This window comes from Flavobacterium agricola (assembly GCF_025919725.1).
GTDB lineage: Bacteria > Bacteroidota > Bacteroidia > Flavobacteriales > Flavobacteriaceae > Flavobacterium > Flavobacterium agricola.
On record NZ_CP081495.1, the window covers coordinates 634,810 to 654,087 of the forward strand.

Genomic DNA, 19,278 nt, shown 5'->3' on the forward strand with positions numbered 1-19,278 from the left:
TAGGTAACTGGTTACCAAGAGGAAACAACTGCCGTTTACGTAACCTAATTTCGTAAATTTGTATTAGTAATTTAAATATAAAAATAATGAAAATAGCAATAATTGGCGCAACCGGATTTGTAGGCGCAAACTTAGTAAACGAATTTGTAGCACGTAATCATGAAGTTACTGCCATTTCTAGAAAAGAAAAAACATCAGAAAAACCGAACTTAAAATACGTAGCTGTTGATGTTTTAAATGTTGATGCATTAGCTAACGTTTTAAAAGGAAACGATGTTGTGGTTAGTGCGTACAATGCAGGTTGGCAAAACCCAAATATTTATAACGAATTTTTAGCAGGTTCTAAAGCCATTCAACAAGCGGTTAAACAAGCAGAAGTGCCACGTTATGTTGTAATTGGTGGAGCTGGAAGTTTGTTTGTAGCCGAAGGTATTCAGGCTGTTGATACACCCGATTTTCCGAAAGAAATTTACGCTGGGGCCAGTGCAGCACGCGATTATTTTAACGAACTAAAAAACGAAACCGAATTGGATTGGGTATTTTTTAGTCCAGCTTTTGAGATGCACCCTGGTATTACTGTTGGCCGCACCGGGAATTATCGTTTAGGATTAGATACACCGGTTTTTGATGCAGATAACCGCAGTGTTTTATCGGTTGAAGATGTAGCTGTTGTTATTGCTGATGAAGTTGAAAAACCGAAACATCACAAAATCCGTTTTACAGCAGCTTACTAAAAATAAAAAGTTCGGTTTTTTACCGAACTTTTTGTTTTGTGCTTTTTCCTGAAAAGGCTATATTTAGCTTTAATACCGAATCAATTTTAAAAAAAAGAAACATGACCGAAAACGAATATATAGCCTATTTTAAAACCATTGTTGATACACCGGATACCGATCAAAAAGCACCTTACGATAATCCGGAATATTTAAATTATACCAAGCTGAATAATAGCCGTATGAATAGATGGCTTAAAACAGCTGAGCTTTTACCTGAATTAAAAGCAACCGTTCAAAAAATTACGCAACCCCAACATTGGATTTTAATTACCGAACCTTGGTGCGGAGATGCAGCGCATAATGTGCCTTTTATTATATTGGCCGCGCGCGAAAATCCTTTAATTCAATTGTCTTTTGAAATGCGTGATGCAGCGCCGCATCGTATTGAGCAGTATTTAACAAATGGCGGCAAATCAATTCCAAAATTAATTATAAAAGATGCTGCTGGTACAGATTTAGCAGTTTGGGGGCCACGTCCTGCAGCTTGCCAAGCGGTTTACAGCGAATTAAAAGCCGCAAACGCATCGTTTGATGAAACGGTTACAGCAATTCAAAACTGGTACAATGCTGACAAAGGTTTAGCTACGCAAACCGAATTACTTGCTACATTAAAACAAACCTTATAAACCCAAAGCAAAGTTTTTACTTTGCTTTTTTATATTTTAAGATGGATTATTTGAATGATTTATATATTGAATATGCAAAACCTTACCCAAATAAACCTACCTTGGTTTTTTTGCACGATAGCTTAGGGTGCGTTGAACTTTGGCGTGATTTTCCTAATCAAATCGCTGAAGCATTACAATATAATGTTTTGGTTTACGATAGGTTGGGTTACGGCAAATCGAAACCTATTAAAAATCATATTCGTCCTAACAACTACATGGAATTAGAAGCCGAAATTTTAGGTGATTTACTACTTGCTTTAGAAGTTAATGAACCTATTTTATTTGGTCATAGCGATGGTGGAACCATTGCATTGCTGACTGCAAGCAAATTTCCAGAACGTATTAAAGCAGTTATTGCAGAAGCTGCTCATATTTTTGTTGAATCGCAAACTTTACAAGGCGTACAAGATGCGGTTGATGCGTATAAAACAACCAATTTACCCCAACGTTTAGCCAAATATCACGGTGCTAAAGAAGCTGCTATTTTTAAAGCTTGGACCGAAACTTGGTTGCGACCCGATTATAAAACTTGGAATATTGAATATTTGTTACCAGCTATTACTTGCCCGTTATTATTTATTCAGGGAGATTTAGATGAATATGGTACCTTACTTCAGGTAGAAAAAACAATAGCGCAAGTTTCTGGACCAGCTGAAACATATATAATACCTCAAACCAAACATACTCCGCATAAAGAAAATTCAGCTTTGGTTAGCCAAAAAGTAATTGCATATTTGAGCCAATTGTGATTACTAAAAGATAAATAAAAAACACGTGTAAAAACTTACAATTCTTACACGTGTTTTTTATTTATAATACGCATTGTCTTACAAATCATGAGTTTGACTTTATTTTTGGTTTTGTTAAATAGTTAGGTTTTCGCAAGTTTCTGTTCATATTTGTAATCAAACGTCAAAAAGATGAATTAATAACAACGTTTTATAATTTAATTAGTAAACTTTTAACAAAAATATTCATCGCCTTGGTTTGTAGTCCTTTTCTTGTTTAAATTTGCTGCATTTTATATACATCCTATAAAATAACGAAAATTAATAATTAAAAGGGGAAATTATGATGAAATTTAAATGGCACATGTTGCTGTTCTTTTTTCTGATTACATCGGGTTTATGGGCCCAAGATATGTGTTCTGGAGGAACTGCGGCTTATGCTACTGGTGGTAAATCAGTTTACAGAGACCAAGTTTTATGGCTTACCTGGGGGGGGGCACCTGGTAGTACAGGAGCAAATGGCGCTACTCTTAATTTAAACTCAAAATCAAGAGCATCTTTTGAACTAGCCGGACAAACTATGTGTTTTGAGTGTGAAATTGTAAAAAAATCTAGTGCGGGTTTAATTAGTTATGCTCCAGGAGATTGGGGTGGAGATTCACTTGATGATTTTTATAATATTGGTGGTACAGGTGGTTCTAACCGTTTGGTAAATGGAGTAATGGTTAAAAGCGCTGCTTCTCAATTTACATTAAGATGTACTGCAAAGTTAGATAACCAACCTTATAAAATTAAAGGTGTGGTTATGGCTGATGCCGAATCTATGAATAATAGCGGAGAATATTTAAAAGCTACTGCTCAAGGAAGTTGGAAAATCGTTGATATGGAGGTTAAAGGCAGCGGCCCTTATAACATATCCAAACATAATTTAACAGATAATAAACAACAAATTGCTTTTACACGTGGTAACGATAACGGAGCTGCAGCAATTACTTTTTTATCTTTTAATCCTGAAATAGCGTATTTAAAAGATCCAGTAAATTATAGTGTTGATATTGATTTTGATATTAATGGTGGTGGGAACACTGCTATTGCCATAGGTTTATTGGTACCTAATGCCGATGCAGGAGATGCACCAAAAAGCTACGGTGATGTATTTCACTTAATTAATGAAATGAAAATTACTGATGATGGTATTACAAAATTTGATGAAGTTGTAGATGCTAATAAGGCAAGCTTTAAAAAAGGAGCTATTGTTCCTCCTTCTGATTTGTTTTTGGGTAGTGTTGGTCCTATGGCTGAAAGAGCAATGAAATATTCAGCAGATGCATCAGGCGATAATCCTTCTAACAATTTAAACGAAGAAGATGCAATTCCTGTAAATACGATTAAACATAAAGTTACGGCAGGGGAAACGCTTTCTTTAGATATTCCTTACGTTAGTACTGATGCAAATACTATTATTGCGGGTTGGATAGATTTTAACCAAAATGGAACATTTGAACTAGGTGAACGTACAGAAAAAACGTTTAGTGGATCTGGAAAAGGCACGGTAACTTTAACTTGGAACGTACCTTCAGATTTTATTAAAGGAGAAACTTTTGTGCGTTTACGTATTGGTACAAAAGCTGAAGAATTAACTTTACCTACTGGTGTTGCTAGTGATGGAGAAATTGAAGATCATAAAATATTTTTAGATGATCCTAAATTTCAAATCTCTAAAACGAGTAATGCAACTAATGGTATTTGGGAGTCAACTAACAACGACAAAAAATATATTTTAACAGTAACTAATATTGCTACTGTTCCATCTTACGGTACAATAAAAGTTTTAGATGTATTACCTGCTGGTATTACACCAAGTTGGACTGGTTCACATATTTCTAACGGATGGACTTTAACTTTTGTTGGACAAACTATAACGGCAACTTCAACAAATATTATAGCGCCAAAAGGTGGAACATCTAACATTGAAATTCCTGTAAAAGTAGATTTAACTCTACCAAGTGCTGTTTATACTAATAAAGCTAGTGTTGGAGGAGGAGGAGATAATGATTATGAAGCTCCGGTAGATCCAACAACTTGTAATGGTTTAGAAGGGCATTGTGCCGTTTATGACGTTAAAGTAGTACATCCATTAGTAGCTAATGCAGATGATTTTGGTACAATTAACCCATATACGTTTACAAGCACATTGCCAATTACAGCAAACGATTTATTTAAAGGGGTAACAATTTCTGACTTAAGTAATTTTACAATTACTTTAGATGCAGCAGCACAAGAAGTACTTACTTTAAATGAAAATGGTACCGTTTCTGCAAAAACAGGGGTTGAGGCAAAAGCTTATACCGTAAGTTATACTATTTGTGAAAATGGAGCAGATCCTGCAAATTGTAAAACGGCACAGTTAACTTTTACGGTTGATGATATTAAGGCGCCAATAACGGCTGACGAAGAACTCTTAGATGTTCAACCAAACGCAACAATTCAAAATAAAGTCACTATCACACCTGGTACTGGTACAATTACAGAAGTAAATGTAGTAAACAAACCAGATGATGTTGAAGTTACTATTAACACTGACGGAACCTATACTATTGAGCCGGGTACCAACTACGAAGGTGGTGACAGCTTTGAAATTGAATACGAAGTTGTAGATAGCAATGGCTTAAAATCTACAGCTAAAATTACTGTTGTATTTGAATCTAAGCCAGCCATTAATTTAGTTTTAACATCGACCATTTCAGATTCTAACGGAAACGAGCAAATTGGTGTTGGCGATGTTATTGTTTATTCATACACCATTACCAACACAGGTAATACAACATTAACTAATATTACCTTACCAACCGTTGAAAAAGATTTGGTACAAGCTGCTGATTTGCCTGAATCACTTGCGCCTGCTGGTAAAGATGGAAGCAATGTAACAATCATAAAAGAATATATTGTAACACAAGCTGATGTAGATGCAGGTTTAGTAACCAATTCTGCAGTTGTAAACGGATACAAAGGCGATGTAAAAGTTGAAGATATTTCTGGAACTGCGGATGATAATAATACAGCATCTACAATAGAATTGCCAGAAAATCCTGCAATTACTTTACAGCTTACTTCTTCATTTATTGATACAGATGCTAATGGATATGCAGAAGTGAACGAAACAATTAAATACGTTTATACCATTACCAATACAGGTAATGTAACGTTATCTGATATCACAATTCCTACTAATACTGATTTAAATATCGATTTTGCAGGTAAAATTCCAGCTGATTTAAAATTAGCTCCAGGGGCAACACATTCTTTTGAAATCGATTTACCGCTTACGCAAAATCATATTGATGCAGCTAAAGTTGAAAATACAGCGGTTGTTTCGGCATTAAGTCCAAAAAACACATCGGTTTCAGATGTTTCAGGAACTACAAATACAAGTGATGATGTAACGGTTGAAGAATTAAAATCTATTTCAGACATTGCTTTAGTTTTAACTTCTACATATAATAATGAAAATGGTAGCGAATTTGCCCAAGCGGGTGAAACCATTACCTACACGTACAAAGTTATTAATACAGGTAAAACAACCTTAACTGAGTTTTCTTTCCCAGAAGATTTATTAAAAATAGGTATTACTCCTGCCGATTTAAATGTTACAAGCCTTGCGCCAAATGCTGAGGCAACTTTTACAAAAACATACAACTTAACACAAGCGGATATCGATCTTGGTAAAGTTGTAAACAGCGCAAAAGTTCAAGCTTTTGGACCAAATAAAGCAACAGATTTAGTTGATGATATTTCTGGTGTTGATAATGTTTCTGATGCTATAAATGAAATTTCATTTACTGAAAATCCATCAATTACTTTGGTACTTGAATCTGATTTTAATGATATAAATTCAAACGGATTTGCAGAAGTAAACGAAACCATTGCCTACAACTACATTATTACAAACAACGGTAATGTTACGTTAACAGATATTCAATTATCTGAAGAATTATTAAAAGTAATTCCAGCAGGTACTGTAATCCCAGATTTAGCTCCGGGAGCATCTCATTCAATTTCCGTATTATATAACTTAACTCAAGCAGATATTGATGCAGGGCAGGTTACAAATGCTGCAAAAGTTACCGGAACAAGTCCTAAAGGAACAGAAACATCTGACGTTTCAGGAACTAATGACACAAATAATACAGCAACAACAACGCCATTAAACACCAAGTCATCGATTAATTTAGTCTTAACAGGCGAATTTGTTGATTCAAACTCAAATGGTTTTGCAGAGGTAAACGAAGTAATTACTTATACATATCTAATTACTAATACAGGTAACACAACATTAAATAATATTGAATTACCTGAAGATGTATTAAAGATTATTGATGCATCAGCATTACCAAAAACTTTAGCACCAGGAGAATCAGTACCAGTAACTTTTGATTACAAATTGCAGCAAGCAGATATTGATGCTGGTAAAGTAATTAATAAAGATACGGTTAAAGGAACTCCAAATGTGGGAGCTACTGTCGAAGATCAATCAGGAGTTGATGTAGCAGGAGATTTAGCAACAGAAACGCTTTTAAACACAAAATCATCTATCAACTTAGTCTTAACAGGCGAATTTGTTGATTCAAACTCAAATGGTTTTGCAGAGGTAAACGAAGTAATTACTTATACATATCTAATTACCAATACAGGTAATACTACATTAAATAATATTGAATTACCTGAAGATGTATTAAACATTATTGATGCTTCATTATTACCAAAAACATTAGCACCAGGAGAATCAGTGCCAGTAACTTTTGATTACAAATTACAGCAAGCGGATATTGATGCTGGTAAAGTAATTAATAAAGACACAGTTAAAGGAACTCCAAATGTAGGAGCTACTGTCGAAGATCAATCAGGAGTTGATGTAGCAGGAGATTTAGCAACCGAAACTCTTTTAAACACCAAGTCATCGATTAATTTAGTCTTAACAGGTGAATTTGTTGATGGAAATACAAACGGTTTTGCAGAAGTAGATGAAGTAATTACTTATACGTATGTAATTAAAAATACAGGTAATACAACATTAAATAATATTGAATTACCGGAAGATGTATTAAACATTATTGATGCATCAGCATTACCAAAAACATTAGTACCTGGGGAATCAGTTTCATTAACTTTTGATTACAAATTACAGCAAGCAGATATTGATGCTGGTAAAGTAATTAATAAAGATACAGTTAAAGGAACTCCAAATGTTGGTGAAGTTGTAGAAGATCAATCAGGAGTTGATACAACAAGCAACGAGGAAACGATAGTAAATATTCCTACGAATTCAACTATCAACTTAGTATTAACATCTGAGTTTGTTGATGAAAATACAAACGGTTTTGCTGAATTAAACGAAATAGTTAAGTACAAATATGTTATTACCAATACCGGAAATACAACTTTAACTAACATTCGTTTATCTGAAGATGTTTTAAATATTATTGATGCAGATCAATTATCAGGAGTGGTATTAAATCCTGGTGAGTCTAAAACATTATATTTTGATTATGCTTTAACGCAAGATGATTTAGATAATTCATTTGTTAAAAACACAGATACCGTGCTTGGTTTAGCACCAAATGGTTCTGATGTAAACGATCAATCAGGAACAACAGATGATACTGATGAACCAACTATTCAACCTTTACTTACAAAAGCAAGTTTAGCTTTGGTTAAGTTAGGTCAGGTAATGAATGTTCAAAATGCAAGAGCGCAACAAAAAGGAGAATACATTGAATATACGTTTGAGGTTACCAATACGGGTGATGTAACGTTAGAAAATGTTGCAGTTTTAGATAAGTTAATTGCAGAAGATCCTATTCCGGTAACGCCATCAACGTTAACACCAAAACAAGTAGGACGTGCAATTGTAAACTTAAAATTAGAATTAGCACATTATAACGAAGGTTCTGTAATTAACTCAGCAACTGGAGTTGGAACAACAAAAACAGGTACAGAAGTTACAGATATTTCAGGTTCAACAACTGAGAATGACGAAGCAACCGTAACAACTTTAGTTCAAGCACCAGCTATTGCTTTAGTTAAAACTTCAGTTTTTAACGATGAAAATGCAAACGGAGTGGCCGAGTTAAACGAAACAATTACTTATACGTTTGAAGCTACAAACGTGGGTAACGTAACTTTAACAGACGTAAAATTGTCAGACAGCTTCTTAAACATTGCACAACAAGCTTACGAACCTGCATCTATTAATCCAGGTGAAACAGCAACTATTACAGTTAGCTATACCATTAACCAATTAGATATTGATTTAGGATTGGTAGTAAACACAGCTGAAGTAGAATCGTTAGATCCAAACGGAGATTTAGTTTTTGATATTTCAGGTACTGATTTCGACAATGATGAAACAACACAAACTGTTTTACATGCCGAGCCAGGAATTGCAATTATTAAAACAGCTGAGTTTTTAGACGATAATAAAGACGGAACTGCACAAGTGGGCGAAACAATTGTATATAAATTCAGCATTAAAAATACCGGAGCAACTACATTGTACAATGTAACCGTTACCGATGATTTAACTGGAATTGCATTAAAAGGAAGCCCAATTGCCGAATTAAAACCAGGCGAAGTAAACGAAACAGCTTACACAGCAACGTACCAACTGTTGTTAAAAGATTTAACTAACGGTCAGGTTAACAACCAAGCTTTAGTTACTGCTCAAACCCACCAAGGCGAAAACGTAACCGATTTATCAGACAGCGATAACTATTCGGGCGATGCAACTACAATAACTTATGTTAGAGGTTGTGTGATAGAAGTTTTCAATGCAGTAAGTCCAAATGGTGACGGTCGTAACGACATGTTATACATTCAAGGTTTAGAATGTTATCCAAACAATACGGTTGAAATTTACAACAGATGGGGTGTTTTAGTTTACAAAACAGATGGCTATAACAACCAAGATAAAGCGTTTAAAGGTTACTCAGAAGGTAGAGCAACAATTAATAAAGGCGATTTATTACCAGTAGGAACCTATTTTTATATTTTAAGATTTACTGATTTAAACCAGAAATCTCACGATGTACAAGGTTATTTATACTTAAATAGATAATAAGATTACGAATGAAAAAAATTATAGTTACAATTAGTTTACTGACTTCTTTGTTTGCAACCGCACAGCAAGATGCGCAGTATACTCAATATATGTACAATACCATCAACGTGAATCCTGCTTATGCAGGGTCGCGTGGTGCGTTAAGCGTTTTCGGATTACACCGCTCGCAATGGGTAGGTATGGACGGCGCACCTACAACAAATACCATATCTTTAAACACGCCATTAGGTGAAAGCAGATTAGGATTAGGTGTTTCTTTAGTAAGCGATAAAATCGGACCAACAAAAGAAAACAATACATCGGTAGATTTATCTTATTACATTCCCTTAAACGAAAGATATAAACTTTCGTTTGGGGTAAAAGGATCTTTAAACTTTTTAGATGTTGATTATTCGAAATTGAATATTTACGATCCAAGCGATCCAAATTTTCAAAACAATATCGAAAACAAATTGTCACCAAACTTCGGAGCTGGTATTTATGTGCATTCAGACAAAAGCTACATTGGGCTATCGGTTCCGCACATGTTACAAACCAAACATTATGATGACAATACCTATTCGGTAGCAAACGAAAGAATGCATATGTATTTAATGGCTGGTCACGTTTTTGATTTAAATTACGATTTACAGTTTAAACCAGCAGCTTTAGTTAAATACGTAAACGGATCGCCGTTGCAAGTAGATGTTTCTGCAAACTTTTGGTTGTACGAAAAATTAACTTTAGGAGTAGCATATCGCTGGGATGCATCGGTTAGTGGTTTAGCAGGTTTTCAAATTTCAGACCAATTATTTATTGGTTATGCGTACGATGCCGAAACCACTCGTTTAGCAAATTACAATTCAGGATCGCACGAAATTTTTCTGCGTTTCGAATTCTTAAACTATGCTAAAAAAGTTATCACCCCACGTTTCTTTTAATTCAAAATCTAGTATTTAATGAAAAAAATAGTTTTATGCATTGCCCTTGCATTAAATATATATAATCCGGCCTTTGCACAAAGCGGCATCAAAGCAGGAGCTAAAAACTACAATGATTTAGCTTTTGTTGATGTAATTGCTGTTTACGAAAAGGTTGCTGCAGACGGATATGAATCTGCTGATTTGTTTCAGAAGCTTGCCGACTCGTATTATTTTAACGGAGATTATGCCAATGCAGCCAAATATTACCAAAAGTTATTGGTTTTAGATGCAAACCAAGCGCCCGAATATTTTTACCGCAATGCGATTACTTTAAAATCGTTAGGTGAATACGAAAAATCGGATGCTATGATGCAAACGTTTGCTCAAAAAACAGCTCAAGATTCTAGAGCAAAGTTGTACATAAACAACGAAGATTATTTAGAAGAAATTAAAAACAATTCTGGTCGTTTTACAATTGAAAATGCCAACATCAATTCTAAATATTCAGATTACGGTACTGCTTTTTATCAAGATCAAATTGTATTTACAACTGCTCGTGATACCGGATCGTTAGTTAAACGCGTACATACCTGGACAGGCGAACCTTTTACAGTTTTACACCAAGCAACTTTGGCAGAAGACGGATCGGTTTCAAATCCAAAAAAATTCGCAAAACAAGTAAATTCAATTTTTCACGAATCTACTCCTGTTTTTACGAAAGATGGTAAAACCATGTATTTTACACGTAACAATTACATAAACGGTAAAACCAGAAAAAACCAAGATAAAGTTGTCATGTTAAAAGTTTACAAAGCAACATTGGTTGATAACAAATGGAAAAACATTACCGAATTGCCATTTAATAGTAACGAATATAATGTAGCGCATCCGGCGTTAAGCCTTGACGAGAAAACGTTATATTTTGCGTCAGATATGCCAGGAACTTTAGGATCGTCAGATTTATTTAAAGTTGCTATTCATGAAGACGGAACTTTTGGGGAACCCGAAAATTTAGGTCCAGCAATTAATACCGAAGCGCGCGAAACGTTTCCGTTTGTTTCACAAAACAACGAACTGTATTTTGCTTCAGACGGGCATCCAGGTTTAGGTGGTTTAGATATTTTTGTTGCTTTTCCAGATGCAAAAGGAAACTTTAAATATGTACAAAATATTGGAGCTCCTGCAAACTCTGAAATGGACGATTTTAGTTATGCCATTTTATCTGACCGTAAAATAGGATTTTTAAGTTCTAATCGTGAAGGTGGTTTTGGTAACGACGATATTTATAAGTTTACAGAAAACACGCCGTTAAAAAACAAAAACGTAGTAGCGGTTCATGGTAAATTAATCGACTCGTTTACCCAAAAACCAATCGCAAATGCAACGGTAACGGTTTACGACGAAAATTTCGAAAATCCAATTGCAGTAACAACAGATGCAAACGGTATGTATTTTATTCCGCTTTTAGAAACCAATACCAAATATTTCTTTAAAGACGAAAAAGAAGCATACCAAACCAATGAAACTGCTATGGTATTTTTACCAACCGAACAAGATGTTGTTACACAAAATGTGTATTTAGATCCGGTTAAAAAACCTATTAAACAAGGTGATGATTTAGCTAAAGTTTTTGAAATTGAAATTATTTATTTTGATTTAGATAAAGCTAACATTCGTCCAGACGCAGCGGTTGATTTAGCTAAGGTGGTTGAAGTAATGAAAGAATATCCAACCATGAAGGTAGATATTCGTTCGCATACAGACAGCCGTGCAACTAAAACTTACAACCAGAAATTATCTGATCGCAGAGCCAAAGCAACACGAGCTTGGATGATTGAGCAAGGTATTGAGCCAGCAAGATTAACTGCAAAAGGATATGGTGAAAGCCAATTAGTAAATAAATGTGCCGATGGTGTTTCGTGTTCAGAAGCTGAACATCAAAAAAATCGCCGAAGCGAATTTATCATAACTTCCCTTTAATTATTACAAAAAAGCCTGATTTTAAATCAGGCTTTTTTTATGCATTAATATTTTATTATGATGATAAAAAAAACAACAATTTCTTTATGATATGTTAAAACTAAATCTATTTTTGTAAGAAAAATAAACTAAACAAAAAGTTAATGAAAAAATCACTACTTGCTGTGTTTCTTGCAGCTCCAATCTTGTTTACAAGTTGTGCTACTATTGTTTCCGGATCCAAAAAAAAGGTAACTATTTCTAGTACACCTTCAGAAGCATCTGTTTATATTAATGATGTAGAAGTCGGTAAAACGCCGTTAGAAACTAAGTTAAAACGCAAACAAAGTTATAATGTTTTAATCAAATTAGATAACTACGAAGATTACTCAGTTAAAATTAATAAAAAATTTAATGCGTGGTATTTAGGTAATATTATGCTTGGCGGCGCTGTTGGTTTTATTATAGATCCAATAACGGGAGCTATGTTTAAATTAGATCCAACAATTATTTATGTTGATTTTGATAAAGTAAAAGCAAGTAAGGAATTAAACGAACCAATTCCGGTTGCTGCATCTTCAAACTAAAATAAAGCTACAATCCATTTAAATCCCAAAATATATGTCGTATTTTGGGGTTTTAAATTTTAGATTGAAAATGAAGATTAATAATTTCCTTTTACTTGTATTTTCCCCATTACTTATGCACGCACAACCAACTCAAAAATCAGATTTTACTGCACAAGAAATTGAATTGATTCAATCCGGAACAGCCGAAGATCCGATGCGTGTTTTGTTAACTACAAATGAAGACGATTTAGCCTTTTTAACCCAACAAGCGCAACCTATAAACCCGAATAGTGAAAACTTACAACTTTTAGCCGACCGAATGTTAACCACAGTTAACGATCCTAAAACGCGTGGGGTAGGTATTGCAGCGCCGCAAGTTGGAATTTCGCGCCAAGCCTTTTTGGTAAAACGTTTAGATAAAATAAATGCTCCGTTTGAATTGTTTATCAACCCTAAAATAACTTGGTATTCTGATGTAAAAAGATACGGACAAGAAGGATGTTTATCTATTCCTGATCAAACCGGAAAAGTTTATCGCAGTTTAGTTATTCAAATTGAATATTGTGATTTAGAAGGCAACGAACATAAAGAAGTAATTGAAGGTTATACCGCAGTAATTTGTCAGCATGAATACGACCATTTAAATGGTGTTTTATTTTTAGACCAAATAGAACGATCAGAAGGTTTTAATTATGCAAAATCTGAAACTAAAAATGCGTTGTATTACGAACTTTTACCTCCAACGCCGTAATTTATTTTCCGTTTTTTTTTATTCTTATATAAAAAAAGATAATTTGTATTTCGAGTTCTAGATTCTGAAGTGCCAGAATGAAATTTGTAATGTTTAACAATTCGCATATTATTCAAAATATATTTACAATATCAAATACCGGTTCACGTTATCTGTTGTAAATATAAATATGAAAAAACTTACTTTTTTAGCAGCTTTATTGGCTTTGGCTTCTTGTCGAGAATCGGTTTCTTTTACCGAGCCGCAACCCGCAAACGCATCTGATTTAAGCGGATTTCCTAAAAAATATCAAGGATATTACGACAATCCTATTACGGGCGAAAATATTATTGTTTCTGAACATTATGTAACGCGTGGATTAATGATTTACGATACATTAGCTATGCACGAATTAGAAACTATTGCTCCTGAAGTTAAGCAGCATTACAAACCCGTTTCTGACAGCTTGTTTGTTAACCGAACGTATCATAACGATACGGTTTTTGCTTTGCCTAAAGGCGATATATTACGTAAAACAAAAGGTTATTTGTTTTTAAATATTCAGGAAAAAAATGGAGATTGGAATGTTTCTCAGTTTGGCTTTAAGAATAATGTTTTAAGCATAGCCCAAATTAGTACCAAGCAAGAAATTGAGTTGTTAAATGAAATTACGGATCAGGATCCGAACGAAGCAGCCAATCAGGTTTATGCCTTATCTAAAAAAGAATTTAAAGAATTTGTTGATAAAAACGGTTTTAAAGTAACCGAAACCTTTTTAAAACAATAAATCTAAGACATAAAAAAAGAGGAGCTTAATTAAGCTCCTCTTTTTCGTTTTTATCTTTAACTTTAAGTTCTATTAATTCAACCGAATTGCGGTACATTTTTAAAATACGTCCGGTATAATATTCTAAATCTACAATATCACCTTCTTTCAATTCGTATTCATCAGTACATATTTCGGCTATTAAACCAGCTAAGGTTTCGTAATGTTCACTTTCTTCAAAAGAATATGGTAAAAAACGATTGATATCGGTAATGGTATTGTGAGAATCTACAATAAAAACACCAACTTCTTTTTCAGAAACAATAGGTTCTTCATTATCGTATTCATCCTGAATTTCACCAACCAATTCTTCTAAAATATCTTCTAAAGTAACCAGTCCAATAAAATCACCAATTTCGTCGGTAACAATGGCAACCTGAATGTGTTTTTGCTGAAAGGTTTTTAATAAGTTTTTAATTAAAGATGTTTCAGAAACAAATAATGGTTCGCGTAAAATACTTTTTATTTCAAAACCTTCGCCTTTTTGTGCATAAGCTCTAAATAAATCTTTGGTATGTAAAACACCAATTATATTTTCGGTATTATCTTCGTAAACCGGATATCTAGAATAACCTTCGCTAAGCGTATAACGAATAACTTCTTTTACCGGCGTTAAAACATCAATAATAGATACGTTTTTCTTAATTGTAAAAACATTGGTAACACGACGATCATCAAAATCAAAAACGTTCTGAATTAAATCACGCTCGGTTTCTTCAATAGCACCTCCAGCTTGGCTTTCGGTAATAATCATTCGTAATTCTTCTTCCGAGTGAATGTCCGAACCATGAATTGGTTTTACACCAATGATGCGTAATAAAATATTTGCAAATCCATTCATCACATAAATTACTGGTTTAAAAACCGCATAAAATATACGTAATGGCCATGCAACTGCAAATGTTGTTTTGGTTGGGAATTGAATAGCTAATGATTTTGGAGCTAATTCACCAAACACAATGTGTAAAATAGTAATAATAACAAAGGCAATTGGGAAAGAAATGTTACGCGCTAGCGTATCCCAGTAGGCACCTGTTAATCCAAAAAGATCAAAACTTTTTAAAATGACCGGAGTTAATGAACTTTCACCCACCCAACCTAATCCTAATGAAGCTAATGTAATCCCTAATTGGGTAGCTGCTAAGTAAGAATCCAGGTTATTTACAATTTTCATGGCAGCTTTGGTGTTAGACGAGCTAATGTTTTGCTGCACTTGGATTTGCGAAGTTCGTACTTTAACAATAGCAAATTCTGCTGCTACGAAAAATCCATTTAAAAAAACTAAAAATAAGGTAAGTAAAAGTTTGGCGACCGATATGTCGTCCGATAAAGCTTCGGAGGTAGCATTAGCTACCAAGCTCAGGGGTATTGCGTCCATATAGAATGATTAAAATAAACTCGATTGTTAGGTTTGAGTTTCTAAGATACAAAAATATTAAATCAAATGGAATAATAAATTTTATTTACATAAATAATTTTATATCCTCAAGTTCCTTTATTTTTAACTAACTTGAGGATATAAGCTTGTTGATTATGCAGTTACCTGAATTTTACTTTTTCCGTTGCCTTGTGGCGTAACCTGAATTTTAACTGCCAAACGATCTATCACAGCATCTAAATGCGAAATAATGCCAATCATGCGCCCTTGATTTTGTAAGTTTTCTAAGGCTAAAAATGCAGTTTCTAACGAATTCGGATCTAAACTTCCAAAACCTTCATCAATAAACAACGATTCAACCTGCAATTGCGTTGACGAAATGGTTGAAAGCGCCAAAGATAAAGCCAACGAAACTAAAAAGGTTTCTCCGCCCGAAAGTGAATTGGTTGCACGTTTTGCATTAGCCATATATTGGTCAATTACTAGAATTGAAAGGCTGTCGTCAATGCGTTCTAAAATATAACGGTTATTAATTTGCTGTAATTGCGCATTGGCAGCTTGTAACAACAAATCTAATGTAAATTGCTGTGCTAATTTTTTTAAACGATCGCCCGATGCACTACCTAACAAGTTGTTTAATTCTTGCCATTCTAAATAATCAGGTTCTAATGTATTGCGTTTTTCGATTAAGTTTTTCTGAGCATCAATGTTATTGTTGTGATTTAACAACTTGGTTTTATCGGCTAATAAAATCTCATTATGTTCTTCTTTTGCTAAAAGCAATTCTTGCTTTTTAAGTGCAATATTTGCTACATCCAATTCGGGCTTGTTTGTGGTTTGGTGTTTTTCAATTTGCGAAATAACAGTTTTTTGTGCACCCAATATATTTGCTTTTTCTTGCAAGGTTGCATCAATGTTTTTACGCGTATTAACAAGCCATTCGTTGTTGTAAGCGCACAGGTTAAACAACTTATCTGCATCTAAATGCAACTCATTTTGTGTATTCCAATTTGTAATAAAACGCTCAATTTCTGCTTTGTTTTTCGCAATGTTCTGTTGTGTTTTTGTTAGTTGCTCATTTTTCTCTAAAACGCTAGTTTGGCATTTTACTAAATTGTTTTCTACAATTTTTTCGTCAGCAAGTAATTTTTCTACTGTGTCTAATTGTTTGGTTGTTTGTTGTTTTAGAGCTTGTTCAACAATATCAATTGCTTGGCCATCAAAAAACAAAATACGTTCTGCTTTATGTTGGTTTAAAAATTGCGTTTCGTTAGCTATTTTTTGTTGTAAATCGGTATACGTTTTTTCTTTTTCTTTTAAAATTGAATCGATTTTTTCGGTTTCATTTACAAGGTTTTGCCATTCTGTTTTTAAACCTTCTTCTTTAGCAATGTTCTCATTCCAAGCTGAAATTTGAGTAGAAATATTTTCTATAAATACCAAAGCATTTTGTTTAAAAGAAGCTAACCAATTGGGCTGGTTTAAAATGGCATCAATTTGTTGGCAACTTGCTGTTTCGGTTTTACGCAGCTTATCTCCGTTGTTTTTAATTTCTTCTAGCTTGTTTTTATGCGTTTCTTGCGCAATTTGCAATTGATTGATTTCTTTACCAATAATTTCAAGTTGATTTTGAAGCTGTTGTTTAGAATTTTCTAAAGCAACAATTTCTTTTTGTAATTCGGTAGCTGCTGCTATTTGTTGGGCAAGCGCTTTATTACTTGTGTTAATTTGAATAAGTTCTTGTTCTAAATCAGCTTTATTTGTAGCGTTTTGTATTGAAAATGGGGCAGAAGTAGGTACTTTTTTAGTCCACTTATCAATACACAAATTGTGTTCTAATTGCTGTTCGTTATAACTAACTTTTAAGTTAGCAATAACTTCTGCAGTGTATTTTAAACAGGTTTCTAATCGCGTTTGTAAAGCTAATGTTTCATTTTTCTGAACATCAAGCACGTTTAAATCAGCAATTGCTTTTTCTACTAAACTTGTTACAACTTCAACCTGATTAATTTCATGCTGTGAGCTTCCGCAAACCGGACAAGCACAACCAGGTTGTAATTGGCTACGTAAATGCAAAACGTTTGCAGAATTTTCTAGCTTTAATTTATCAACATAAATGGTTTGATGAGCATGTTGCTGTTTAATTTGTTCAATTTGTTTATTTGCCTCAGTTAATTGGTTGTTAGCTTCACTAAAATCTTGTTCAGCCGTTTTAATATCTTGTTCTGTTTTTTGTTTTTGCAGCGTTAAACGGTCGTATTCAACCGCAATTTGATATAAATCTTTTAAAACATCCGTTTGCGTTTGCCAATCTTTTTGCTTGGTAATAAGCTCCGTAAAATCTTGTTTTTCAAGGTTTTCTTTTTTCGGGTTTATTGCTGCATTAATAACATCTAGTTTGTTTGTTATTTCAGTTTTTTTAGCTTCTAAATCAAGTAATTGTGCGTTGGTTTTTTGAGCATTAGCTATATGAAGCTGATGTTCTTCAAGCAAAGCTTTTATTTGGTTTTGAGTTTGTTGTACTTGCTGTAATTGGTTTTGCAATAAGCTGGCATTTGCCGCCCAATTTTTTACCTTTTGGTTGGTTGTAAACCACGCTTGAATTGCATCTAAAGCTGTTTTTTTTGCAGATGTTTCTGCTTTTTTATTTTTTAGCTGAAGCTGAAAATTAGCAATTTCATCAGCATTATTTTTTGCGTTTGTTTGTAATTCTGCAACAACTTCTGATGCTTTTTTTAATAAAACATCAATTTCTCGTGCTTTTTTGTACAACGGTTCGTTTGCAGTTGCCTGATTTAGCAAGTTTTTGTGTTGGTCTTTTTCTTTTTCTAATGTTTGTACTATTTCATCTTTTTGTTTAGCTAAAGTTTTGCTTTGTTGGATTAATCCATTAATCTCATTTTCTGTTTCAGTTAAACGTTTTTGAGCTTGTATATTTTCGGTAACTAAAGGTTTGATATCTTGAATATTTTCAACCTGTTTTAACAGCTCAATTTCAGGTTTTAGTTGCTGCAACTTGGTTTCAACAAGTTCTATTTGCTGGTTTATTCTTGTTAATTGCGTTTGTAAATCGGATTCGGTTTTATACCACGTTTCATAAGTTTGCAGTTGATTGGCATCAGTATCTAATTTTTTTAATGCTTTTTCGGTATTTTCAATCTGTTTTTTTAACGCATCTAAATCTTCATCATTTAATAAATGTAAAGCATTGATTTGCTGTTCAATCTGAATAAAATCGTTTTTAATTTGCTGATTTTTTTCGTAAATGCCTTTAGATATTTCCGAGTAAACTTCTGTTCCGGTTAACTTTTCTAAAATTTGTGCACGATCGGTATCGCTTGCATTTAAAAATGCCTGAAAATCGCCTTGAGCTAAGATTACCGATTTGGTAAATTGTTTAAAATCTAGACCAACTAAAGTTTTTATTTTTTCAAGAATTTTTGTGATTTTATTATCCGGAAAAACTTCGTTTAAAGTTTCGTTGTGTAAAATCATGCTCACGCCTTGTAGCTTGCCATTAGCTAAATCTCGTGCACGACGTAGCAGCCAAGTACTTTTCCAAACATGGCCGTCAATAGCAGTGAAACGCACGTGCACGCTGCCAGAACCTGCGCCGCGGCGTAAT

11 protein-coding genes are annotated in these 19,278 nt (G+C 33.8%); 9 read left to right on the plus strand and 2 right to left on the minus strand.

From position 1 onward, the window contains the following. Positions 1 to 86 precede the first annotated feature (86 nt). From K5I29_RS03115 to K5I29_RS03155, 9 genes are all read left to right on the plus strand, one after another. The gene (locus tag K5I29_RS03115; RefSeq protein WP_264434396.1) at positions 87 to 734 is read left to right on the plus strand and encodes an NAD(P)-dependent oxidoreductase; all 648 of its coding nucleotides are present in this window, start codon (positions 87 to 89) and stop codon (positions 732 to 734) included. Between the two features lie 101 nt (positions 735 to 835). After that, positions 836 to 1,402 carry a thioredoxin family protein gene (locus K5I29_RS03120; RefSeq protein ID WP_264434397.1) on the plus strand — a complete coding sequence of 189 codons (567 nt, stop codon included), beginning with the start codon at positions 836 to 838 and terminating at the stop codon, positions 1,400 to 1,402. Between the two features lie 41 nt (positions 1,403 to 1,443). Continuing rightward, positions 1,444 to 2,193, plus strand: a complete 750-nt coding sequence (locus K5I29_RS03125) for an alpha/beta fold hydrolase (protein ID WP_394358581.1) — start codon at positions 1,444 to 1,446, stop codon at positions 2,191 to 2,193. A 322-nt stretch (positions 2,194 to 2,515) separates the two neighbouring features. Further along, complete coding sequence (locus K5I29_RS03130; RefSeq protein WP_264434399.1) at positions 2,516 to 9,286, plus strand: CshA/CshB family fibrillar adhesin-related protein; 6,771 nt, start codon at positions 2,516 to 2,518, stop codon at positions 9,284 to 9,286. 11 nt (positions 9,287 to 9,297) lie between these two features. Next, on the plus strand, positions 9,298 to 10,209 hold the full coding sequence (locus tag K5I29_RS03135) for a PorP/SprF family type IX secretion system membrane protein (protein WP_264434400.1): 912 nt from the start codon (positions 9,298 to 9,300) through the stop codon (positions 10,207 to 10,209). A gap of 18 nt (positions 10,210 to 10,227) precedes the next feature. Next, a complete protein-coding gene (locus K5I29_RS03140) occupies positions 10,228 to 12,171 on the plus strand; it encodes an OmpA family protein (protein WP_264434401.1) in 1,944 nt (647 codons plus the stop codon). 143 nt (positions 12,172 to 12,314) lie between these two features. Then, entirely contained in the window at positions 12,315 to 12,737 is a 423-nt protein-coding gene (locus K5I29_RS03145; protein ID WP_264434402.1) for a PEGA domain-containing protein, read from the plus strand. Between the two features lie 70 nt (positions 12,738 to 12,807). Further along, positions 12,808 to 13,470: a peptide deformylase gene (def, locus tag K5I29_RS03150; RefSeq protein ID WP_264434403.1), complete on the plus strand. Its 663-nt coding sequence runs from the start codon at positions 12,808 to 12,810 to the stop codon at positions 13,468 to 13,470. Positions 13,471 to 13,639: 169 nt separating this feature from the next. Continuing rightward, the gene (locus K5I29_RS03155; RefSeq protein WP_264434404.1) at positions 13,640 to 14,236 is read left to right on the plus strand and encodes a hypothetical protein; all 597 of its coding nucleotides are present in this window, start codon (positions 13,640 to 13,642) and stop codon (positions 14,234 to 14,236) included. Positions 14,237 to 14,261: 25 nt separating this feature from the next. Here K5I29_RS03155 and K5I29_RS03160 read toward each other — a convergent pair whose 3' ends face one another. Together K5I29_RS03160 and K5I29_RS03165 are read right to left on the minus strand one after the other, a co-directional pair. Next, complete coding sequence (locus K5I29_RS03160) at positions 14,262 to 15,653, minus strand: hemolysin family protein (RefSeq protein ID WP_264434405.1); 1,392 nt, start codon at positions 15,651 to 15,653, stop codon at positions 14,262 to 14,264. A 153-nt stretch (positions 15,654 to 15,806) separates the two neighbouring features. Then, a complete protein-coding gene (locus K5I29_RS03165; protein ID WP_264434406.1) occupies positions 15,807 to 19,244 on the minus strand; it encodes an SbcC/MukB-like Walker B domain-containing protein in 3,438 nt (1,145 codons plus the stop codon). Positions 19,245 to 19,278: the final 34 nt, after the last annotated feature.